Source organism: Microcoleus sp. AS-A8 (genome assembly GCA_039962225.1).
In the GTDB taxonomy this organism is placed as follows: domain Bacteria; phylum Cyanobacteriota; class Cyanobacteriia; order Cyanobacteriales; family Coleofasciculaceae; genus Allocoleopsis.
In genome coordinates this window covers 131,980-154,168 of sequence record JAMPKV010000006.1, presented here as the reverse complement: position 1 = coordinate 154,168, position 22,189 = coordinate 131,980, and the positions used below count along the sequence as shown (strand labels likewise).

General features: G+C 46.9%; 19 protein-coding genes. 12 read left to right on the top strand and 7 right to left on the bottom strand.

Going from position 1 to position 22,189, the window contains the following annotated elements; all coding sequences use genetic code 11:
- The first annotated feature begins 144 nt into the window (after positions 1–144).
- The 3 genes from NDI48_11480 to NDI48_11470 all read left to right on the top strand — a co-directional run bounded on the left by NDI48_11480 (position 145) and on the right by NDI48_11470 (position 3,893).
- Positions 145–2,328, top strand: a complete 2,184-nt coding sequence (locus NDI48_11480) for a HEAT repeat domain-containing protein (protein ID MEP0831829.1) — start codon at positions 145–147, stop codon at positions 2,326–2,328.
- 83 nt (positions 2,329–2,411) lie between these two features.
- Positions 2,412–3,524 carry a GDSL-type esterase/lipase family protein gene (locus NDI48_11475; GenBank protein ID MEP0831828.1) on the top strand — a complete coding sequence of 371 codons (1,113 nt, stop codon included), beginning with the start codon at positions 2,412–2,414 and terminating at the stop codon, positions 3,522–3,524.
- A gap of 120 nt (positions 3,525–3,644) precedes the next feature.
- Positions 3,645–3,893 (top strand): helix-turn-helix domain-containing protein, encoded by a 249-nt coding sequence (locus tag NDI48_11470; protein ID MEP0831827.1) that lies wholly within the window; start codon positions 3,645–3,647, stop codon positions 3,891–3,893.
- Between the two features lie 374 nt (positions 3,894–4,267).
- On the opposite strand, the gene NDI48_11465 is transcribed toward NDI48_11470, so the two are convergent.
- The 6 genes from NDI48_11465 to NDI48_11440 form a co-directional block, all read right to left on the bottom strand.
- Positions 4,268–5,362 carry a sulfate ABC transporter substrate-binding protein gene (locus NDI48_11465; GenBank protein MEP0831826.1) on the bottom strand — a complete coding sequence of 365 codons (1,095 nt, stop codon included), beginning with the start codon at positions 5,360–5,362 and terminating at the stop codon, positions 4,268–4,270.
- A 115-nt stretch (positions 5,363–5,477) separates the two neighbouring features.
- Positions 5,478–6,314 (bottom strand): phosphate ABC transporter ATP-binding protein PstB, encoded by an 837-nt coding sequence (pstB, locus tag NDI48_11460; GenBank protein ID MEP0831825.1) that lies wholly within the window; start codon positions 6,312–6,314, stop codon positions 5,478–5,480.
- 206 nt (positions 6,315–6,520) lie between these two features.
- A complete protein-coding gene (gene pstA, locus NDI48_11455; protein MEP0831824.1) occupies positions 6,521–7,423 on the bottom strand; it encodes a phosphate ABC transporter permease PstA in 903 nt (300 codons plus the stop codon).
- A gap of 8 nt (positions 7,424–7,431) precedes the next feature.
- A complete protein-coding gene (pstC, locus tag NDI48_11450) occupies positions 7,432–8,370 on the bottom strand; it encodes a phosphate ABC transporter permease subunit PstC (protein MEP0831823.1) in 939 nt (312 codons plus the stop codon).
- Between the two features lie 78 nt (positions 8,371–8,448).
- Positions 8,449–9,405, bottom strand: a complete 957-nt coding sequence (locus NDI48_11445; GenBank protein ID MEP0831822.1) for a PstS family phosphate ABC transporter substrate-binding protein — start codon at positions 9,403–9,405, stop codon at positions 8,449–8,451.
- Between the two features lie 880 nt (positions 9,406–10,285).
- Positions 10,286–10,486: a hypothetical protein gene (locus tag NDI48_11440; protein ID MEP0831821.1), complete on the bottom strand. Its 201-nt coding sequence runs from the start codon at positions 10,484–10,486 to the stop codon at positions 10,286–10,288.
- A 503-nt stretch (positions 10,487–10,989) separates the two neighbouring features.
- Between NDI48_11440 and NDI48_11435 the strand changes: the two genes are divergently transcribed.
- The 5 genes from NDI48_11435 to NDI48_11415 all read left to right on the top strand — a co-directional run bounded on the left by NDI48_11435 (position 10,990) and on the right by NDI48_11415 (position 16,368).
- Positions 10,990–13,089: a PAS domain S-box protein gene (locus NDI48_11435; protein ID MEP0831820.1), complete on the top strand. Its 2,100-nt coding sequence runs from the start codon at positions 10,990–10,992 to the stop codon at positions 13,087–13,089.
- Positions 13,090–13,211: 122 nt separating this feature from the next.
- Positions 13,212–13,919: a metallophosphoesterase gene (locus tag NDI48_11430; GenBank protein MEP0831819.1), complete on the top strand. Its 708-nt coding sequence runs from the start codon at positions 13,212–13,214 to the stop codon at positions 13,917–13,919.
- 16 nt (positions 13,920–13,935) lie between these two features.
- Positions 13,936–14,238: a hypothetical protein gene (locus tag NDI48_11425; GenBank protein ID MEP0831818.1), complete on the top strand. Its 303-nt coding sequence runs from the start codon at positions 13,936–13,938 to the stop codon at positions 14,236–14,238.
- A 275-nt stretch (positions 14,239–14,513) separates the two neighbouring features.
- A complete protein-coding gene (locus tag NDI48_11420) occupies positions 14,514–15,104 on the top strand; it encodes a hypothetical protein (protein ID MEP0831817.1) in 591 nt (196 codons plus the stop codon).
- A 172-nt stretch (positions 15,105–15,276) separates the two neighbouring features.
- Complete coding sequence (locus NDI48_11415; GenBank protein MEP0831816.1) at positions 15,277–16,368, top strand: hypothetical protein; 1,092 nt, start codon at positions 15,277–15,279, stop codon at positions 16,366–16,368.
- Between the two features lie 136 nt (positions 16,369–16,504).
- On the opposite strand, the gene mutS is transcribed toward NDI48_11415, so the two are convergent.
- Positions 16,505–19,231 (bottom strand): DNA mismatch repair protein MutS, encoded by a 2,727-nt coding sequence (mutS, locus tag NDI48_11410; GenBank protein MEP0831815.1) that lies wholly within the window; start codon positions 19,229–19,231, stop codon positions 16,505–16,507.
- A 646-nt stretch (positions 19,232–19,877) separates the two neighbouring features.
- Between mutS and NDI48_11405 the strand changes: the two genes are divergently transcribed.
- The 4 genes from NDI48_11405 (at position 19,878) to NDI48_11390 (ending at position 22,127) form a co-directional block, all read left to right on the top strand.
- Entirely contained in the window at positions 19,878–20,261 is a 384-nt protein-coding gene (locus NDI48_11405; GenBank protein ID MEP0831814.1) for a hypothetical protein, read from the top strand.
- 218 nt (positions 20,262–20,479) lie between these two features.
- On the top strand, positions 20,480–20,926 hold the full coding sequence (locus NDI48_11400; GenBank protein MEP0831813.1) for a hypothetical protein: 447 nt from the start codon (positions 20,480–20,482) through the stop codon (positions 20,924–20,926).
- Positions 20,927–21,010: 84 nt separating this feature from the next.
- Positions 21,011–21,733, top strand: coding sequence for a pyridoxine 5'-phosphate synthase (locus tag NDI48_11395; GenBank protein MEP0831812.1), 723 nt, complete (start codon positions 21,011–21,013; stop codon positions 21,731–21,733).
- 64 nt (positions 21,734–21,797) lie between these two features.
- Positions 21,798–22,127 carry a DUF2488 family protein gene (locus tag NDI48_11390; protein ID MEP0831811.1) on the top strand — a complete coding sequence of 110 codons (330 nt, stop codon included), beginning with the start codon at positions 21,798–21,800 and terminating at the stop codon, positions 22,125–22,127.
- Positions 22,128–22,189: the final 62 nt, after the last annotated feature.

Sequence of the window (22,189 nt, the reverse complement as noted above, 5' to 3'; positions counted from 1 at the left end):
CCTTTCCCGCAGAGTAAACGAAGCATTGCTAGGATCGAGAAACGAGCCGTTACCAGGGAAAAACCAAAACTAAGCAATCGCCCCTTGGGCGGTACACTTAGCGCAATCGCATACTAGAGCTATCCGTGTGAAAACCCCAACCCGATGGAATCTCAGCAGCAACGGCTTCAGGTATCCGAAGTAGCCAACACTCTTCGAGCGCAGTTGCCTCATCTGAATGATGAGCAACTTCAACATCAATATTTAAACGACCTGAAATGGACAGAACCCTTAATCCTGGCCTTGCAGCAGGTGGAGGACAAGTCTCAGGCGTTACGAGTGGTCAAGTTGGCCCTAGAGGTGGATTGGTGCCTCGGCGCAAGACTCGCAGGAACCGTGAAATCAGAGTTTCACTCTGCAACAGTAGGCTGGTTAGCGGGGTTAGATATTCCTGTGCTGCTCAAAACTCAACTTCTGGGCCTTACAGGCTCGGATAGCGCCATTCCACCCCTGCTGGAAGCGTTGAATGCAGAAGACTCTGGGGTGCGCTGTAGTGCTACAGAGGCGTTAGGTGCGATCGCATCTGAAGCCGTTGTAGTGGCACTCTCAACCGCTTTGAATCATCAAGATGCAGAAGTTCGCTCTCAGGCCGCTTACGAGTTAGGGCAAATTGGCAGTGAGTCAGGAGTGGCAGCACTCAGACGAGCTTTGGATGACCCAGAGTATCAGGTGCGAGAGAGTGTTGCCTTGGCACTGGGTACCATCAGCTCTGAGGCATCCGTAGCGGCACTAGCACAAGCCTTGAACCATAACAACTTTGATTTGCGGACAAGAGCGGCTTCAGCCTTGGGTCAAATCCGCACAGAGGCAGCCGTCGCCGTGTTGGAGGCCGCCCTCAACGATGAAGTTTATCGAGTGCGCGAGACAGCCGCTCTCGCGTTAGGTAAAATCGGCACGGAAGCCGCTGTTGCGGCGTTGCGGCGCTCCGTGAACCATGAAAACTTTGATTTTCGGGGAATCGCTACCTCAGCCTTAGGAGCGATTGGCACAGAAACGGCAGTGGCAGCTTTACAGGACGCTTTAGACCATAAAGACTACCGGGTGCGGGGGAGAGCCGCATTAGCATTAGGATCGATTGGGACTGAGACAACCGTAGCCGCACTGCAACGAGCCTTAAAAGATCAAAATTATCGAGTGCGTGAGAAAGCCGCTTTAGGCTTAGGCTCTACGCATTCTGAGGCGGCGCTTGTCGTGTTGCAGCAGGCTTTAAGTGATGAAGACTCTTACGTTCGCAGAACCGCCGCTGAGGCATTAGGTTATATCGGCTCGGAGGTGGGGCTGGTGGGATTGCAGCAAGCCTTGAGCGATGAAGATGCCTATGTTCGCAGAACAGCCGCTTGGGCGTTAGGACGAATCGGTACCTCTGTGGCGGCCTCTGAAAGAACAGATGACCCAGAAGCCGCTTTAAGTCCAGCCGCCGTAACCGCATTGCGCCTCGCTTTAAATGATCAAGATGCTTGGGTGCGTTTAAGTGCAGCTTATGGTTTAGGGAAAGTCGGCTCTGAACTCGGTGTAGCCGCGTTGCAACAATCGTTGAGTGATGAAAACTTTGAAGTTCGGGAAAAAGCCGCCGAGGCGTTGGGGAAAATTGGCTCCCCGGCAGGCGTGGCAGGACTGAGACAATCCCTGTACGATGAAGACTTTGGAGTTCGCCGCAAAGCCGCCGAGGCACTCGGCAAAATTGGCACGGAGCCGGCTGTCGCTGCCCTGCGGCAGGCTTTAAGAGATAATGACGTGGAGGTGCGTTGTCGGGCGGCTTCTGGGTTAGGAAAAATTGGCACGGAGCCGGCTGTCGCTGCCCTGCGAATCGCCTTGAGAGATCAGGACTCGGAGGTGCGTTTGATGGCCGTTAAAGGGTTAGGGGAAAGCGGCTCAGATACAGCGGTAGCCGTACTCAGTAGTGCTTTGAATGAAGAAGACTCTCAACTGCGGGGAAGAGCGGCTTATGCCTTAGGCTCGATCAACTCAAAGACGGCGGTAGAGGCACTCGTACCCGCCTTAACTGATGAAGATTCTTGGGTGCGTTGGATGGCAACTTCCGCATTAGGTACGATTGCCTCTGAGACAGCGGCGCTGGTGCTGGAGCAAGCCTTGAGGGATGAAGATTTTCGGGTTCGTTATACGGCGGCTGAAGCCTTGGGAAGAATTGGTCGGCCAGAATTATTACCGGCTCTATCCTCCATGCTCCTATCTACGGTGGATACTTATGAGCTGAGTACGGTTCTTGGGGCGATCGCATTGATTCAAAAGCGGTGTGGATACTACAACAATCACATCGCTGCGTCTTGAATCAGCCGTTATTTTTGGACAAGTTTCCTGACTACCCTCTCTAATCGCTGTCAAAGGGGAAGAGAGTGTGATGGAGTCACTGCATGAGCGATCCTTATCTGCTGGCAGCCAGTCTAATCAGCGTAGGACCCATCTATGCGCCGCCTCCCCCGGCGCTACCCCTGCGCCAACTAGATGAGCTGTCCACCTTGTTAGTGTCAACGACCGCTAAGCTATTTAAATCTGTTGTCACCCCTCAGATTGTCCCCATTGTCGAGACAGTCTCTGCTGAGTTCAGTCCACCGCCACCCAGTCCAGCCCGATGGCGTACACAACCGATTTCACAATCGCTCACCCCAATCCTCATACCCAATGCGGCTCAGGAGGCGACACAACAACAGACGAATCTGCCAGCTTTGCCCCAGCCTCAGTCCACGGCTCTATTTCCTACCTCTGGTAGCCAACTTTATCTTCAACGATTAGCGGCTTTGAAAGCAGGTAAACTGTTTACACGCTTGCCGGCTGACAGCTTTCAGTCTTTGTGGGCAAAGGGAACTAATACCAAGGCACAGCCGTTACCATCACCCACTCATGAACAGTGGAAACGTCTCCTGGAACAGGAAGCCAAAGCCGTTGCCAAAGGAAAGGGTTCTAATCGTCTGGCCATTTTATTAGGAGATTCGCTGAGTCTGTGGTTTCCCTCGCAACGACTTCCAGGGAGTCAACTTTGGCTGAATCAAGGCATTTCTGGGGAGAATTCGGGTCAAATTCGCAGGCGATTATCGGCTTTTGCCCAAACGCAACCGGATACGATTTATGTTTTGGCTGGCATTAATGACTTACGTCAGGGTGTAGCGGATGACGTGATTCTGAATAACTTACGCCAGATTGTGCAACGCTTGCGTCAGAATCACCCACGAGCTCAAGTGGTTTTGCAGTCTATTCTTCCCATACGCTTAAGTGCGATTAGCAATGAGCGAATTCGCAACCTCAACCAACAAATTGCCGGGATTGCTCAACGAGAAGGAGCCGGTTATCTCAATCTCCACCCCTTGTTTACGGATGAGCAAGGCGAGATACGGCAGGAATTGACAACGGATGGCATTCATTTGAGCCATCAGGGCTATGAAGTTTGGCAAGAGGCGTTACAGTATGCCGAATCTGCCCTGGCAGCTAAGCGGGCAGAGAGAGCACGGCAATTAAGCGATCGCTCCTGAATCCCAAATTTGGCCCAACGGCTGATCAGGACGAATTCTCCATAAATTTCCCGATCACACGACTTATATTTGAACCCTATATTATAGCCTATTTTACCAACGTTAGCTCTACCAGATCTTATGGCAATTAAAACACCTTTAGTCACAAACCAGCCAGCCATTGGCAAACTCATCCGTGAACTCCGTATCGAGACGGGGTTGACACAATCCAAATTCGGGGCAGCGTTAGGTGTTACTTACCCGACCGTTAGCCGATGGGAAAATGGACTTGCAAAACCTTCACCCTTGGCGATCAAAAAAATCGAGACGCAGTTGCGGCAGATTGGTGAACGCCGGAAGGATTTGCTGCAACAGTATTTAAGGGAGTGACATCCTCCTGCGCTAACACAGTTTTGGATTCGGAGGCTCAAGTCTTTTTTGGCTTCTCCACGACACTCTGGGCACTCCTGAGAAGTTCCCCTCTTGCTGTCATCTCGTTTTTGACGCCAATCCTCTAGGGTGTAGTGCTGCAAGAGTGCGATCACTGGTGTACTAGTACAAGAAGGCAGAAGGAAGACCGGAGATGAGAGTGAGGACAGGAGGCAGAAGGAAAGAAAGTTTATACAGTAAGCTTTTTAAGCTTTTTCAACTGGATAGTTATTTCCGCCATGCTGCACTAGCTTCCTGGCAAACTTCCTCAATTGCTGAATCTTCGTGACCAGCGTGCGGAAACTGCAACACCATGCCAGCCATGTTGAGGCTTCTCATGCTTTGTTGGCAGCCTGAATTTTGTCAAACGTTGCCCCATCGGTAAAGAATTGCTTCTGGATAATATCCCAACCGCCTAAATCTTGAACTGTGAACAGGGTTTTCACTGGAGGATACTTCGACGCCACTTCTGCTACCACGCTAGGGTTAACGGGACGATACCCTAACTCAGCGAATTCTTGTTGGGCTTCTGGGGTGTAGAGAAAATCGATAAACGCTTGTGCAACTTCTCTAGTGCCGTGCTTGTCAACGTTTTTATCTACAACAGCAACAGCGTTGTCGATGGAAATGTTAACCTCAGGGATTGTATAAGGTAGTTTCTGACCGTTCAGCTCAGCCAAAATCACCTCGTTTTCGTAGTTGATTAAGACATCTCCCTGACCTTGGTTGAAAAATAAATCAGTCGCCTCACGCGCATCTTTTGTTAGCAAAGGAGTATTCTTATAGACTTTGGTGGTATAGTCGAGTGCTTGACGCTCATCCCCTCCTGTTTGGGTCACACAACCCCACAAAGCTAAGAACTCCCACATCGCAATACCAGACGTTTTGGGGTTAGCGGCAATCAGCTTCACGCCATCTTTTGCCAAGTCTGTCCAAGTATTAATGCCTTTGGGATTGCCTGCGCGGGTGACAATAGCAGCCACAGATCGGGTGACAACGCCATTTTTAGGAGCTTCTCTCTCCCAACCCGCTTCAATCAAACCCGCTTGCTCAATTCTCTGGATATCAAGGGCGAGTGCTAGGTGTACGATATCGGCTTCTTGCGAGCCTTCAATTACGGCACTGGCTTGAGAACCAGACCCCCCATAACTCTGTGCGAACGTGACATTTTGGTTGTGTTCTTTCTTCCACTTTTCGACAAATTTGGGAATAATGCGATCGTGAGCGGCTTTGGTAACTGAGTAGGAAACGAGCCTTAGCTTGACATCCTGTTGAGTACCACTGGTATCAGCAATGCTGCCAGAGCAGGCGGCGATCGCTAAACTTAAGCTAGCTCCTACCAAAAACAGGGACACAAAGCCCCATAAAGAGCGTCTGTTTAACCAACTTGCTATTACTCCTTGGCACCACTGGGTGATAGTCCGCAACATTAACAACATAAGCCTGAACTTGCGTAATTAACTACATTGTCTTAAGCCCCAGCATGAAAGATACGGGGATTCCTTTTTGAATTTCTAATTTAAAATTGGAGCGCAGCGGCGTAGCTTAACCAAACTGACCACTGATATAAGCCTTAGCTTCTTTAGTTCTGGGAGAATCAAAAATTTCCTCAGTAGGACTGAACTCGACTAATTTTCCCCTGCGCTTACCACTCTCATCAGTTTCTGTGTTGAAAAATGCAGTCATATCGGATATCCGTGAGGCTTGCTGCATATTGTGGGTCACGATGATGATTGTGTACTGTTCCTTGAGTTCAAGACACAGTTGTTCAACCTGTTGAGTTGAAATCGGATCGAGGGCAGATGCGGGTTCATCCATCAAAATGACATCTGGCTTCATCGCGATCGCCCGTGCAATGCAAAGCCGTTGCTGCTGTCCTCCCGATAAATCAGTACCCTTCGCTTTCAGCTTGTCCTTCACCTCATCCCAAAGTGCCGCCCGCCGCAGCGATTGCTCCACCAGTTGGTCCATATTGCCCTTATAACCATTAGCACGCGGCCCAAAGGCAATGTTTTCGTAAATTGACTTCGGAAAAGGGTTCGGTCTCTGGAATACCATTCCAACCTGACGCCGTACTTTCACCGGATTGATCTTGTTATCATAAATGTTTTTTCCCTGGTACTTTATTTCGCCCTCAACTCTAGCTCCAGGTATTAAATCGTTCATGCGGTTAAAGCAGCGTAGGAGAGTGCTTTTGCCACATCCTGAAGGTCCAATAAAAGCTGTGACTTGATTTTTAGGAATTTCTACATTGACCTCTTGAAGTGCCTTGAGAGCGCCATAATAAACCTTGACGTCTTGGACGACAAAGCTCGCGTTATCTTGCGCGTTTAGATTTTGTTTGCCGTTATCTTGCTTACGTTGGGATTTATTGTATTGCATGTCAGTTATCCGCAGAGTCTATTAGAGTTAAAGCTAGAAGTCAGAGGGCTAGGGACGGGTTTAACCGATATCTCAGTTTTTCCAAAAATTAATCCAATAAGCCCGTCGTAGAGAATTCAGAATGCACCTTTTAGAAAAAAACTAAATCAATACTATCCGTTTCGTTGTTCACTGTCTTTTGTATTCTGTCTCCAAAAATTTTAGCTTTATTTCAATAACGAGAAACGATTCCGAAGGTAGATTGCTACGCCATTCAAAACCAAAACTACGAACAATAAAACAATGATTGTCGCGGCGGCGGCATTAGCAAAACCAGGTTCAGGGCGACTAATGTAGCTGTAAATTTGGATGGGTAAAGCCATAAAGCGCTGAAATAAACCCGGATTGAAGGTTAAAAAGCTCACCGCTCCAATTACAAGGAGAGAAGCCGCATCACCAATAGCACGCGAAACGGAAAGAATCACCCCTGTTAAAATTCCTGGAATAGCATAAGGTAAGACGTGATTCCACACTGTCTGCCACTTCGTTGTTCCCAAGCCATAGGAAGCTTCTCGTAGAGAATTAGGAACAGCTCGAATTGCCTCTCTGGCAGTCACAATAATGATGGGTAAAGACAGCAACGACAACGTTAGTGCGCCAGTAATCAAAGATGGACCAAAGCCTAAAAGATAATAGAAAACGCCTAACCCTAGTAGTCCATAAACAATTGAAGGAACTCCAGCTAGGTTGGCAATATTAATCTCGATAATATCTGTCCACCAAGCTTTTGGTGCATATTCTTCGAGATACAACGCGGCTCCCACACCGATAGGCACGGCAACTAACATGACTAGTAGCCCTAGCAATACGCTACCAAAAATAGCAGGACGGATGCCGCCTTTATCGTCGAAACGAGACGGATTTTCAGTCAAAAAGCCAGGAGTCAACAGTCTTCCTAGCCCATCCTTAAAAACATCAAAGACTAAGATAGCAAGAACAAGTAAGCCGATAGACAAACCAATTAAGAAGAGAATCTCAAATATTTTGCCGATTTTTTCTCTTTTCTCTAACTGCGGATTAAACTCCTCAGTTGATTCTTGGAAATCGTTTTGGTAAAAAGAAGTAGCCATAACTGTTATTAAGATTTTTCTTTGTAGCGACTAGCTATCTGGTGACTGACAATGTTTAACGTGAGGGTGATTAAAAACAGAACAGCTCCCACAGCGTATAAGGTTTTGTAATTAAGACTGCCACGAGGACTATCTCCTCCTGAAATTTGAGCCATATAAGCTGTCATGGTTTCCACCGTTTGAAACGGATTAAGGCTGAGTCGAGGTTGTTGCCCAGCCGCAATCACGACAATCATTGTTTCACCGACAGCTCTTGAAATGCCTAGAATAATCGAGGCAGCAATTCCAGAAAGAGCGGCGGGGAAGATAACTTTGGTGATAACTTCCAGTTTTGTTACGCCCATTGCATAAGCACCTTCCCGCAAAGAGCGAGGAACAGATTGCAGCGCGTCTAAGCTGATAGAGCTAACGGTAGGCATAACCATGATTCCTGTCATTAGCCCAGCGCTTAAAGCGTTAAAAACTTCAAGGGGAAGAAAATTCCGCAACACAGGTGTCACAAATAAGAGAGCGAAGTAACCAAAGACAACAGTAGGCACTCCCGCCAGCAGTTCTACAGCTGGGCGTAAAATAGCTGCCACCTTGGGTGAAGCATATTCGCTTAAGTAGATAGCCGCAGATAAACCTAGAGGAATAGCAACAAGCATGGCAATCGTTGTAGTCAGTAGAGTGCCATTGAGCAAAGGCCAAATTCCAAAATGTTTCTCAGCAAATAAAGGTGTCCACTGGGTATCGAGAAAGAACTGAGCGAACGACACCTCTTGGAAAAACTCAAACGTCACGCGGAAGATAATAAAAACAATTCCAAACGTAGTGAGTACGGAAACTAACGCGCAACAAAATAAAATCACGGCGATAATTTTATCCTGGATATCGTCGCCTGCTTTTTTTTCAAGCGATCGCCTGTCCTCCCAATTAAAATCATTCCTAGAATTTGTGTTTTGCATAACCCCTAGACAGTCATTGATGAGCGTATTACTAATTGAACTTGAATAAGTTTGATTAACTCTCTGATGAGGAATACCTTAAAGAAGGTTTGCGATCGGCTCACCCGGTTTTGCATCTTTGAATTTAGAACCCGTTTCACCAGAGGCAAGTTTTTGCTTTATCTTGGGATATGCTTCATCGGGTAGCGCCACATAACCAACTTGATCGACCCATTTCCAAGAATTATCTATATAGAAATCAACAAACTCCTTGACGGCTGGTTCGTTGTCTAGGGATTTCTTACTAACATAGATAAACAGGGGACGAGATAAGGGTAAATAAACATTTTTAACAACATTGTCTAAAGGGACTGGCGTTTCACACTTTCCTTGTGGACTTTGCACAGCAACTAGGTTCAGTTTGTCTTGGTTTGCTAGGTAGTAAGATATCCCGACATATCCTAGGGCATTCACATCACCTGCAACCCCTTGAACCAGGACGTTTTGATTGTGGCTAGGAGTGTAGTCCGTGCGGCTATTTTTGGCTTTGCCAGTAACGGCTTGTGTGAAATAATCAAATGTTCCCGTGTCGGAAGCTGGGGCATAAAGCTTTATCGGCTGGTTAGGAAACTTTGGATTAACTTGATTCCATCTGGTTATTTTGTTAGTCGATTTTGAGTTCCACATTTTGTTAAACTCCTCAATGGTCAAGCACTTAGCAAAGTTATTGTTGCGATTAACAATAACAGCAATTCCGTCTAGAGCAATAGGCAGCTCTACAACCTCAATTCCCTTCTTTTTACAGGTTTTAATTTCTTCATCTTTAATGGCGCGTGAGGCACCAACGACATCAATGTCACCAGCACAAAACTTGCTGATGCCACCACCTGTGCCACTAGAAGCAACACTAACCTGAGCTTCCGGTTTAGCCTTCTGAAATTCTTCTGCAACGGCTTGATGGATGGGAAAACCTACAGCTCCACCATCAACACTGACTTCATTCTTCTTCTCGTCCAAACTGTTGCAAGATGTTATACCAAAGGTAAAAACTACCATTAAGTATTTTAGTAAAAATTGAGGTTTTAAAATTGACGGCGGAAGAAGTTTGTGATTGCAAAATAGGTGTTTGTGCATAGATGATTAACTAAAAAATGTTTCATAGGGTTTGCGAGCCAGCACGTTGAATGAGCCAAATGACTTGGCTAATAGCAAGAAGTCTGGCTCCCATGCAGCAATCTAGTTAACTTTTTGTGCGTCGCTATTCCACAAAAATTTGAAGGGTCGCGATCGCCCTGGTTTGCTTAGCTGCACTGAATATAGGCAGTGATAACTCTGTGACTCAATCAACGCTTACCATTGATTGAATCCTTAAAGTACTAAATCTTGATCGATTTACTGTAGTTTATATTATGAAGACTACTAATTCTACTCATCCTTCTAAAGGAGTAGCTTGTAGGTATCCCTTCTGAGATAGTTTTAATCAAGTTGTGTTCTAAATTGTAAAACTGTAGTGCAGCCACCTCCTGTGGGAGCGAGATGCCCCCACGCCGTTACATTTTTTTTCTAGAAATACTCTTGTCTTTTCCAAGGAACTGTGCAGCAGTCTGTTTTAGTCTTCAATATTACAGTATTCCTAGCGATTAACCGTAATATTAACTAACGAGCGCGGTACCTTTAACTTTTAAGATCATTCTTATCAAGAGGGGGGTTAAACACCCCTGTTTATAACCGCCTTTCATCTCTAGGGCTTGCTATCGCTGTGTCGGTAGTCTTCCCGGCGGGATGATAAAAGTTTAACTTTTGAAATACGAGAGTCCCACGCGCTATAGCTTGATCTTCCAGCGCATGGGACTGTGTGTTGGGTAAATAAAACTGTTACCGCGCTTACCACTCACGCTTCCTTCACGGATGAGGCGGAGCGTTCTCCTACGGGTTTTTAAATGGCCTGTCGCGAGACAAGCTTTTCAATATTCGCTTGGGTTTGCTGTAATAGCTGCTCTCGGCTATCCTTGGCCTTTGTGAGGGTTGGCACTAAGTTACGGGCTTGCAACGCCATGTGAAGCTGAAGTTGAGCTACGTACTCACTGATATCTTCACGAAAAAACTCGTTGGTGGCTTGAGCAGAATGCAAATCCAAAGTGTCCTCCTTTCTGATCACTGCACGGTTGGTCAACATCAATAGAAGTTATCACGTCCTTAATAGCGTATCGCTGACTTTGCAATGAAGTTTAAATATTTTGAGAATATTTTGTTGAGAAAAGTAAATTTATCTAACTAAACTTCAAGATTCTTGGCATTGGCTACTAATTTTAGTGTACTAAAATTGGGTCTTTGTCTGAGTATGAGTTCCGGCCCCATCCTCGTATGAACTCCCGCCCCACTTCCCACTCCCCCACCCCTATCTCTAGAGAGATTCTTCAGACCTGAGCTAGATATATTCCTGCTGACAAATTGTTACTCTTGCCTAAACTGACTCTGACTGGCAAGCCGATGCCCGTGTTAGCCAGTTAGTAGCCTCAGCTTATGAATCATTAAGGCGTCATAATTTCCAATGACGCCTTGAATTCTCTTTTTCTTAAAGCCTAAAAAAATTAGGACTTCGGGAAGTCATCTCAAGCCACTTAGGAGACTGCAAGAAGGATGTGCGAGACCGAGTTGACGATCGCACCACAAAACAGTAACTGGGCGACAAAGGTGTGTAATCAAGCCCAAGCAAGGGAGACGGTGCCGCAGATCCAGGACAAGGAGTCACCTAATACATCGTTGCTACTACACCCAAACAGCTATGTTGATTTGGTGCAAGGACTCGATGTGATCATCTGGGAGATGGACGCTTTGACGTGGAAATTCACGTTTGTGAGCGATCGCGCCCAAGATATTCTGGGTTATCCCATCAGCCAGTGGTTCGAGGAACCTGGATTTTGGCAAGACCAATTACTCCATCCAGAAGACCGGGATTGGTGTATTGATTTCTGCGTAACGGCAACTCAGGCCGCGAGAGACCATCAATTCGAGTATAGAGCGATCGCGGCAGATGGTCGTGTGGTGTGGCTCAAAGATTTGGTCCGCGTGATGTGTGACGAGAACGGTCGCGCCAAGCGGCTGCGGGGTGTCATGGTTGATATCACCCAAGATAAAGAAGCTCAACAGAAAACTCAGCAACTGTTCTGTGAACGGCAGGAACGTAGTGAGATCGAAAGGATGCAAACAGCGCTCCGCCAGAGCGAAGAGCGCTACCGTTCCCTAGTCGAGGCTACCTCTCCCATCATCTGGGACACGAATGCCGAAGGAGAACTTGTTACCGAACAAGCTCGCTGGAGTGCGTTCACCGGACAGACTTATGCAGAATACCAAGGATGGGGGTGGCTCAATGCTATTCATCCCTATGATCAAGCCAATACCGCACAGGCATGGCAGGAGGCTCTTGCCAACCGTACTCTTTACCAAGTCGAGCATCGCGTGCGGCGTAATGACGGTGAGTATCGCTATATGAGTGCTCGTGCTGTACCTGTGTTGGGACTCGACGGCAGCATTCGCGAATGGGTGGGGGTACACACGGATATTAGCGAACGTAAGCAAGTCGAAGCGGCACGCGATCGCGCGTTATGTGAAGCACAAACTGCCCGTGCGGCACTCCAGTGGGTGTTTATGCAAGCCCCAGCCGCCATTCAAGTGACTCGCGGATCTAACCATATCACCGAAACGGTTAACTCCCTGTACATCAAACTGACGGGGAAGCGGGATTTGGTGGGCAAACCCGTCCGTGAGGCGTTCTCGGAGTTGGAGGGGCAGGGCTTTTTTGAGTTGTTAGATCGGGTGTATAGCACGGGTGAACCGTTTATCGGTAAGGAAATGCCGGCTGTATTTGACCGCAATGATGATGGCAAATTAGAAGAGAGCTTTTGGAATTTCGTTTATCAACCGTTGGTCGATGGCGAGGGCAACGTTTATGGGATTATGACCCATGCGGTGGAAGTCACCGAGCAAGTGCAGGCGCGGCGAGAAATTGAGAAAAAAGCTGAGGAACTTGCTGAACTGATGCGATCGCTAGAGCGCTCCAACCAAGAACTCGATCAGTTTGCTTATATCGCCTCTCACGACCTCAAAGCCCCCTTACGCGCAATCTCAACGCTCTCGGAGTGGATTGAAGAAGACCTTGGCGACCAAATCCAGGACGACTCCCGTGAACATTTAAGGTTGTTGCGCGGACGGGTACAACGCATGACAGACTTGATTGACGGGATATTGCAATATTCCCGTGCAGGTCGTGTGCAACAGATGGAACGGGTGGATGTCTCGGCTTTAATCGCTGAAGTGATTGAACTGCTCGCCCCACCCCCAGATATTTTAATGGTTGTCGAACCGGGAATGCCGACACTTAAGACCGAGAAGATACCCCTAGAACAGGTCTTGATCAATTTAATTGGCAATGCCATCAAGTATGCCCAGTGTCCCCATGCCCGTATCCAGGTTAGTGTTCGAGATGTGGGACAGTACTATGAATTTGCGATCGCAGACAATGGGCCAGGGATTGCCTCAAATTACCATGAGAAGATTTGGGTGATTTTCCAAAGGCTAGAAGCACGAGATAAAGTGGAAGGAACAGGCATCGGGCTCTCCATAGTGAAGAAGATTGTCGAGAGTCGAGGGGGGCAGGTGTGGGTCGAATCCGAACTTGGGGCGGGAGCGACCTTCCGGTTTACATGGCCTAAATACTTCCAGAAGCGTGTCAAGGCATAGAGGATGAAGGATGAAGTGTAAAGGAGAAAGGATGAATTTTCATCCCGCCAAGAATTTGGAGGTTCGGGCTCTTAGCTCACACTCATTTTTTGATACTTTATACTTCATACTTCATACTTCAGATGATTCTTTTTGGGGGAGACCCGCACGGGGATTTCAAACCGATTATCAGGGCTGTGGAGGCTTATACTCCACAAGCGGTTATTTTGCTGGGCGATCTCGATTTAGAGCGATCGCTTGAACAAGAAGTTTCCGCCATCATCGACAAAACCGAAGTTTGGTTTATACCTGGCAATCATGACGGCGATCGAGATTGTTGGTACGATCACCTGTTTGCTTCAAAACTAGGCGATCGCAATCTGCATGGTCGTGTTGTCGAAATCGATGGCAAGCGAGTCGCGGGTTTAGGTGGTGTGTTTCGTGAAAAAATTTGGATGCCACCCGCTCAACCGAAATTTCGCAGCCACAAAGAACTATTGTTTGCCTGTGCCAAAAAAGACCGTTGGCGCGATGGTATCCCCCGCAAGCATCATGTCACCATATTTTGGCAACAATATGAGGCACTTTGGGAGGAACGAGCCGATATTTTAGTTACCCATGAAGCGCCTTCCTGCCATCGCTACGGATTCAAAGAACTCGATCATTTAGCTCTAGCGCTTGGGGTCAAAACAGTCGTACATGGTCATCACCACGAGCAGTACAGTCGGAGAATTTGCGATAGCCAAATTCGAGTTCATGGAGTAGGTAAAGCTGGGGTGTGTGACGAGTATGGCAACATCTTAGTTGCAGGCAAGCAAGACGAACAACGTCGGCGACGATGGTACAAATAGCCTTGCCTTCTAAAGTATGTTAGCGAAGCGGCGGTTAGGGCAGTATAAAGGCCGCATTGATGGCCTAGAATTTGGCAAGAGTTTATACCACATCCGGGATGACTACCCCATTTTTTTGTATGAATCACACAGACACAGAGTTCGCAGAGCCTACAGCCTGAAAAAATTAAGAATATTAAGGAGTTATCGAGTCGGATTGGGTATTAGCCGTCCCCACAAAGGCGATGAAGGTTTTTTCTTTCCTTCTGGATATTTATCCGGATTGGCACACAGAACAATTGAAATTAATTTGAACCATCTCTTCACAGATTGTGTCTAAACTAAGACAGTCTCTTCTACTCCTTACTTTTCAGATACTAGTAGAAGAGCCATTTTCTATGCGCTCTTTTCAGGTCATCATCCTGTAGTACAGACTCAGGCAATTTAGCAGGGGCATCTGCTGGATTTATTAGATGAATCTACTTTAGATGATTCATTAAAATGCTGTTGTCAGTAGCGCATATCCTGAATAACTTTTCTAAAATGCTAGCTAAATATATTACAAAAATACTACAATATAATAAGAGGACTAATCAACAATGGTAAAAGGACGCTGTGAAACAACGGAAAGAGCAGCGATGGGCATTTAATCAAATGGCTGAATGGTTATCCAAAAACTTTGGGGAGAAGCCAATCAAGCAGGAGATTATTGATGAGCGAGACATCACTTGGCCTTTAGAAGAACAACCTGTAAAAATTTTTTTGATTAAATACAGGCTAAAGGGTGGATTAGAAGGCATTGGTTTTACAGGGCCAACTACTTGGAGTTTTGTTGGTTTTCAGGAGAGAATGGCATTAACTCCTGAAGAATGGGTTTATTGCTATGTGGGTTGGTTTATCCGATTTTTTTTTATCCATGCCCAATCAGCTAATATTTTGGATAACAAAAAGAAGGCTGAACAGTTTATACAAGATTTAATAGCCAGAAAGATTATAGAACCTAGTTTTTATAACCTTTGTCATATATTTCAGTTGGAAGAAGACCTAATCTACTACGCGATTGAAGTCATCCAAAAGGGAGAACAATTCTATTTAGTAGGAACTAAAGATAATTACATTTTTTACCCTAAAGATTTCCCACCCATGCAGCTTCCGCCTTTATTTTATTTTCTGGGAAAGACGTTTAATCCATTCATGAAAGCGTAGTTGTAATTGACGTTCTGTATCTCAGCCTATATCCCAATTTTGAGGACATAAAAGTAACAAAAATTATAAATAATCTAATAATAAATTTATGTTACAGTCTGCACAATTTTTTAGCCTGGAGCTGAGAGTTATATGGATTCAATTCCCTAGGTGTTTTAAGGTAGCAGACTCTATGACTCCCCATTTATTGCGTTTGTTCAAAAAATTCTTAGTAGGTTTTCTTGGGGCGGTGCTGATTGGTTTGGGAATCTCTCAGTTCTCAGCTAGCAATGCAGACGTGACTTTCTATTACGCCGTCACAGACTTGGGTACCCTGGGTAGCGACCCCTTCACTTATCCCAGTGCTATCAACGATACAGGGCAAGTGGTTGGCGTTACGCGAACCACCTCCGGCCATTTTCCTGGCCCCCCTCGTAGTGGAAATCATGCTTTCTTGTGGCAAAACGGTACGATGACTGACTTGAATTCCCTTGGCGGCACTTACAACTCTGTATCCGGTATCAACAAATTGGGGCAAGTCGTGGGCTTTTCGCAGACTAGCCAAGGGACGGAACATGCCTTCTTGTGGCAAAACGGCACAATGACTGACTTGGGTTCCCTTGTTGGTGAGAATGCTAGCAGCAGGGGATATGGAATTAACGATTTGGGACAAGTTGTTGGCTATTCGTATCCTGCTTCAAGCACCAATTTGGGCGGTTCGGAAGCATTGTTGTGGCAAAACAGCACGATGACTAACCTAGGGAATCTCATCGGCAGTTACAGTAAAGCTCATCGTATTAATAATGCAGGGCAAATCGTCGGTGTTTTGAGCAACACTAGCGGTAGTTTCACTTATGACGGCTTCTTGTTGCAAAATGGCAGCCTGACTAATTTAAGCAACATCTATCCCTATGACATGAACAACCAGGGACAAATCGTTGGAGATATTGGAATCGGCATAGGAGTTGGTCATGATGAACGCGCTGGCTTGTGGCAAAACGGTACGATAACTGACTTGGGTACCCTCGGTGGCAGTTACAGCTACGCCTGGGGTATCAACGACGCGGGGACAGTAGTGGGTGAAGCCGCAACGAGTGGTGCAGACCACGCCTTTGTGTATAAAAATAGCCAGATGTCCGACCTCAACAATTTTCTTCCTGCTAATTCTGGTTGGGAATTATTGGGGGCAATGGACATCAATAACAACGGACAAATTGTGGCTATTGGGCTGTTAAACGGTCAAAAACGAGGTGTTCTCCTAACACCTATTACGGTAGTGAATTAGTTTGTAGGATGCGCTCTTGGTAGCGTAACTCATTGATGTTGAAGGGATAACTGGTAGGTTACGGCGCTGCATAGTCGTGTCAGGGATAAAAGTTAATAGATACTATGCGCCTAACCCACCCTACAACTAGTAATCGTTATTCACTAAACATATCTAACTGTTCCATGGGTGCGGCTTGGGCCGTGTCCGGCACGGGTGGCTTATTTTGAATTCCTTTACGCAACCCAACTGCAATTTTGCTGTGCTTTTCAATTTGTTTCATCACCTGCCTTGCCCGTTGAATCACAGATGTAGGTAACCCCGCTAAACGCCCTGCTTCAATCCCATAAGACTTATCCGCTCCACCCGGTTGAACTTGGTGCAAAAACACAATTTCATCTGCTAACTCTTTCACCGTTACTTGATAGTTAGCGACATTGGGCAGCAGCGAAGCAAGTTCGTTCAATTCGTGATAATGCGTAGCGAAAATTGTTCGCGACTGAATCTCTGTGGCTAGATATTCCGCCACCGACCAAGCAATCGAAAGGCCATCAAACGTTGCCGTGCCTCTGCCAATTTCATCGAGAAGAACCAGAGATTTAGCCGTGGCATGGTTAAGGATATTCGCCGTTTCATTCATCTCCACCATAAACGTCGATTGACCCGTCGCCAAATCATCCACCGCACCCACACGCGTAAAAATGCGATCGCATATTCCCAAAGTCGCCGACGCCGCCGGAACAAAACTCCCCGTCTGCGCCATCAACTGAATCAACCCCACCTGCCGCAAATAACAACTCTTGCCACTCGCATTCGGCCCCGTCAAAATAATCAAATCCGGACGCTCCTCGCCCCTCTCGGTGCCCTCTGAGCCTCTGTGGTTCGTTCCCTCTAAAACTCCCCCCAAATAAGCCGAATTCGGTACAAAAAACCCACTCGGCAAAGACTGTTCCACCACCGGATGACGCCCATCAATAATCCTAATCTCCCGCCCCTCCACCATACTGGGACGACAATATCCTTGATACACCGCTACATCAGCCAAACCACACAAGACATCAACAGCCGCCACTGCACGAGACACATTCCGAATCTCTTCAGAAAGTTCCCCTACCTGTACTCTTAACTCCACAAAAATCTCATATTCCAAACGATTCAAATCTTCCCGTGCCGTCAGAATTCGCGCTTCCCGTTCCTTCAACTCCGGCGTAATAAAACGCTCCTCATTGGTTAACGTTTGCTTGCGAATATAGTTAAGCGGAACCTGGTCTGCCTTACTCCGAGTAATACTAATGTAGTAACCGAACGCTTTATTAAACCCCACCTTCAAGTTAGAAATACCCGTGCGTTCTCTCTCCGTTACTTCTAAGTTGGCAATCCATTCCTGGTCACCTTTTGCCGTTTCCCGCATCTCATCCAACTGAGGATTAACCCCCACTCGAATCAAGTTCCCTTCCATTAAATGTAAAGGAGGCGATTCCACCAGATTGGCGCGGAGTTTGTGCCCTAACTGTTCCAATTGGGGCGGCACTTTCTGCAAAGCTTTTAAGTAGGGAGAGGAACCATAGGCGGCAAGCTCTGCAAGTTCTGGTAATTTTAAAAGAGAATCAGCCAGTGCTACTAAATCTCGCGCATTCGCCTTACCTGAACCCGCACGTCCCGTCAGCCGTTCTAAGTCATAAATACCGCGCAGTAGCTGCCGCAAGTCCTCCCGAAGTCCAGGATTTTCTACCAATTCCTGAATCGTATCGTGCCGCGCTCGAATTCCTTTAATATCGAGCAGGGGTTGCAACAACCAACGACGTAACGCCCTACCCCCCATAGCGGTGTGGGTTCTATCCAATGCCCACAGTAGGGAACCATGAAACGTGTTATCCCGAACCGTAGCGGTAATTTCCAGATTGCGGCGACTCTGATGGTCAAGAATTAAGTAATCGGCAATGGTATAAGTGCGTAAGCACTGAAGCGCAACATAATTCTCTTTTTGCGTATCTTCCAGATATTCCAGCAAACCCCCAGCCGCACGGACACCTAAGGGCAGATGTTCGCAACCCATCCCTTCGAGCGATCGCACCCTAAACCGTTCTATAATTCTTTGTCTGGCTTCGGCTGGAGAAAAGGGCGATTGGGGACGAAAGGTATAGCAAAATGAATTCGGCAAATATTCCGGCAGATGCTCGGATTTCTCGCCCGGTCGCAGCATACTAATTAAATCGGGGGCATTGGTGGGAATCAACACTTCCGAGGGTTGCAACCGCATGAGTTCCTGCACCAGCAGTTCTAACTCCGTCGATTGCGTAGTGAGGAATTCCCCGGTGGAGATGTCGGCATACGCCAAACCCCAATGATTCCCAGCCATGACGATAGCCGCAAGGAAGTTATTGCGCCGCGCTGCCAGCATCCCTTCATCCAACAACGTGCCTGGGGTAAGGATTTGCGTAACTTCACGCCGTACCTGACGCCCTTCTTTGGCAGCAACCGCCGCATCTTCTACTTGATCACAAATTGCGATCGCAAATCCTTTTTCCACCAACAGCCGACAATAGCGATCCAAGGCATGGTGGGGAACCCCCGTCATATACACTCGCCCAATCCCCTTACCAGCATCCTTACTGGTTAAGACAAGTTCCAATTCTTCCGCTAGTCTCCGGGCATCCTGAAAGAAGGTTTCATAAAAGTCTCCAACCCGATACAGCAACAGCGCATGAGGATACTGCTCCTTCACCTCAACGAAGTGCTGCATCATCGGTGTCAGTTTAGTTCGATCCACCGTGTGATGGTCGGCATTTTCGGCAGCAACGCTCAACGCTCTTTCGGTAGCACGTATTGAGTTAGCACCGTTGGGTTCGTTGGGAGAGGTAGATGCTTCGAGGTATCCGCTCATGGATAGTCAGTGATAGGCCAGGTTCTTATCGACTTTATCGTATGGTAGCGATGAGTGTCTTTAAAGGTTTGTATAGGATATCGCTTGGCTTGCGTCGAGCTGGGAGTTAGGAGGAGAGTACGTTAAATGAGTTCGCAATGAACAATTTTACGTTTTCATAGCGCAAGCCGAGATTGACATGTCTCACGCCTCTTGAGAGCTTCTAGCATTTCAAAGAAAATCTCCTTACGGAAGAAGACAGGCTCGCAGCGATCGTCAGCAACAAATTGCCTAGAACCCTTGGATTCAATTTCGATATATATGTAAAACCTCTATCTCTGACTCCACACTCTACCCTCTGTGTTACTTTTCGCTACTGCTCGATCATGACTGGCTACCTCAGACGCTAAACCTGATTGATCATTACGAATCTTTTTAAACTTCCCAAAGAGTGAGTAGGAAACTTTCAGGAATCCCTTCCACTCAAACTGTAGTTGAGTGTTGTAATAACCCAGGCATAATCACCATTTCCTGAACGAAAAATAAGTAACATCAATCAACTAATCATTGGAGGGTGTTTTACTGTTGAATCTGCCTGAACGAAAGGAATTTATTTCCAAAATTTCTCTGAATAAATCTGAACGATTAAGGTTTAAAAGGGTTAACCATGAACATCAAAGCCATTGCTCTTGCTACAATTCTAGGTCTTTCGACACCGGCTATTGCAGACTTGACGCTTACTTCTCCCGCGATTGCTGCTCCCCAAATTCCCACAGGTACGTTTATGGACGATACTTGGTCTGTATCTCTGTGGCTGGAAAATAATTCCTACTTCTACCAAGGAAAAAACATGAAGACGGGGGCTTCTCTGTTGTTATCAGGTGCTACAACATCAGGAAATAACCAACGGCGTGTTTTTACTTGGCGAAATGGCCCGAATCGATATCAAATTGTGTGGCAACCTAGAGATCCAAATGTGATTCGTGTGCAAGTTTTTTCTCCTAATGGCCGAGAAATTTTGAACCGTCTCCTTTACGCCAATTATGACTAAAGCGATGGAGGAAACAGAGGCTCTCATGAATCATGATGGAGAATGGCTATCCTAAAGTGTCACTTCAGGGATTGTCTGAGGAAACAGGTAGCCAAGCCACTCATAAAGCCTGATTCTCCACGCGGGAGATAGCCACTTGAGTCAGTTGCATAAAGCTATCTTTATCAGTCATACCTTCCTTCTACTGTTAAATCATCGACAGTTGGAGAGTACAGGGTATGACTTTTTGCCAAAAGATTAGTGATAACAGGCGTATCGAGTCCGCACAAAAAAACGTCTTCTCTGGCATGAAAACGCTTTTGTTTCATGCCATTCTAGCCACCCTCGGATGTTGCAGCCTAATCTCTGGCATACAAAAAGCGGCCTATGGAGCTAACCTGAGTGTCCTCTCTCCCTCAGAAAGCGGGTTGAGTAGATTATCGAGCGACTCTCTCCTGGGGCTGGAAAATCGCAACGCTTCAGAAGATTACTCCACAATTTTTTCTGAAACGCAGCCTCTGAGGGAATGGCAACCTATTTTTCTCAGTCAGAACACCGAGATACCGCTGATCCAAGTTCCTACAGTCGTCTTGGATTTGATCAATAGTGTAGAAGTTAATACGGGAGCCTCGTCCCTTGACTCCGATGAATTACTTAAAGTGCGATATCGCATGAATTTGAGCTAGTCACGTCTATCTCAAGTAAGGAGAACAGGTTTCGTTATAAGATAATGGGCTGTAGACTTGCCCTAGTTCAGGAGAAGAACGCAGGTGCTGACACTTGGCGTTAACATTGACCACATTGCCACAATTCGACAGGCACGGCGCACGGTGGAACCCGACCCGGTGGCGGCAGCGGTGTTAGCCGAACTGGCTGGTGCCGATGGGATTACTGTCCATTTACGAGAAGATCGGCGTCATATTCAATACCGAGATGTCTATGTATTGCGGCAGACGGTGCGGACTCACTTGAATTTGGAAATGGCACCCACGGATGCCATGGTGGCGATCGCACTCGATATTAAACCCAATTATGTCACTCTCGTCCCCGAAAAACGGGAAGAAGTAACCACAGAAGGGGGACTTGATGTCGTCGGTCAAATGGAGCGTATGACTGAGATTGTCACCAACTTGCAAGGGGCGGGGATTCCCGTTAGCCTATTTATCGATGCCGATGTTGCCCAAATTAATGCGGCAGCTTCAACGAGAGCCAAATTTATTGAACTGCACACCGGTCGCTATGCCGATGCTAAGGATGAGGCGAGTCGGGAAAAAGAACTGACGATGTTAGCCAGAGGATGCGAACAAGCACTCGCCGCTGGCTTACGAGTCAATGCCGGACATGGCCTCACCTACTGGAATGTCTACCCCGTTGCTTGCTTACAAGGCATGGAAGAACTCAATATTGGTCATAGCATCATTTCTAGAGCCGTACTCGTGGGTCTAGAACGAGCCGTGAAAGAGATGAAACAAGCCATGCGAGGAGAGTTATGAGTGATGACGCTTAACTCATGACAACTTACCGTAAGCCCTAACTACTAACAAAACAACGTTTCCGATGAAAACCTACTATTACCTTGTCGCCAGTCAACGCTTTCTCCTAGAAGAAGAACCCCTAGATGAAGTCCTCAAGGAGCGTACTAGACACTACCATGAACAGGAAAAAGAGATTGACTTTTGGTTAGTCAAGCAACCTGCCTTCTTAGAGGCACCCCAAATGGCAGAGGTTAAGCAAGCATGTCCCCAACCCTCGGTAGCCATTATTTCTACGAATCCTCAGTTCATTACCTGGTTAAAGCTGCGCTTAGAATTTGTCAAAACCGGAGAATTTCAGGCACCTTCCGAGGCAATTGCTGACCCTCTGGCATCTCTGGCATCTGTCGCGTGATTAAAGTGGTAAGCTAGGTCGCAAATTATAGGCGTAATAGCTGAGTGAGGAGTGCGTGTTGA

Excerpts from the sequence above, each read along its gene's own strand:
- NDI48_11480 (MEP0831829.1), top strand. The coding sequence starts at position 145 with ATGGAATCTCAGCAGCAACGGCTTCAGGTATCCGAAGTAGCCAACACT.
- NDI48_11475 (MEP0831828.1), top strand. The coding sequence starts at position 2,412 with ATGAGCGATCCTTATCTGCTGGCAGCCAGTCTAATCAGCGTAGGACCC.
- NDI48_11470 (MEP0831827.1), top strand. The coding sequence starts at position 3,645 with ATGGCAATTAAAACACCTTTAGTCACAAACCAGCCAGCCATTGGCAAA.
- NDI48_11465 (MEP0831826.1), bottom strand. The coding sequence starts at position 5,362 with ATGTTGCGGACTATCACCCAGTGGTGCCAAGGAGTAATAGCAAGTTGG.
- pstB (MEP0831825.1), bottom strand. The coding sequence starts at position 6,314 with ATGCAATACAATAAATCCCAACGTAAGCAAGATAACGGCAAACAAAAT.
- pstA (MEP0831824.1), bottom strand. The coding sequence starts at position 7,423 with ATGGCTACTTCTTTTTACCAAAACGATTTCCAAGAATCAACTGAGGAG.
- pstC (MEP0831823.1), bottom strand. The coding sequence starts at position 8,370 with ATGCAAAACACAAATTCTAGGAATGATTTTAATTGGGAGGACAGGCGA.
- NDI48_11445 (MEP0831822.1), bottom strand. The coding sequence starts at position 9,405 with ATGGTAGTTTTTACCTTTGGTATAACATCTTGCAACAGTTTGGACGAG.
- NDI48_11435 (MEP0831820.1), top strand. The coding sequence starts at position 10,990 with ATGTGCGAGACCGAGTTGACGATCGCACCACAAAACAGTAACTGGGCG.
- NDI48_11430 (MEP0831819.1), top strand. The coding sequence starts at position 13,212 with ATGATTCTTTTTGGGGGAGACCCGCACGGGGATTTCAAACCGATTATC.
- NDI48_11425 (MEP0831818.1), top strand. The coding sequence starts at position 13,936 with ATGTTAGCGAAGCGGCGGTTAGGGCAGTATAAAGGCCGCATTGATGGC.
- NDI48_11415 (MEP0831816.1), top strand. The coding sequence starts at position 15,277 with ATGACTCCCCATTTATTGCGTTTGTTCAAAAAATTCTTAGTAGGTTTT.
- mutS (MEP0831815.1), bottom strand. The coding sequence starts at position 19,231 with ATGAGCGGATACCTCGAAGCATCTACCTCTCCCAACGAACCCAACGGT.
- NDI48_11405 (MEP0831814.1), top strand. The coding sequence starts at position 19,878 with ATGAACATCAAAGCCATTGCTCTTGCTACAATTCTAGGTCTTTCGACA.
- NDI48_11400 (MEP0831813.1), top strand. The coding sequence starts at position 20,480 with ATGACTTTTTGCCAAAAGATTAGTGATAACAGGCGTATCGAGTCCGCA.
- NDI48_11390 (MEP0831811.1), top strand. The coding sequence starts at position 21,798 with ATGAAAACCTACTATTACCTTGTCGCCAGTCAACGCTTTCTCCTAGAA.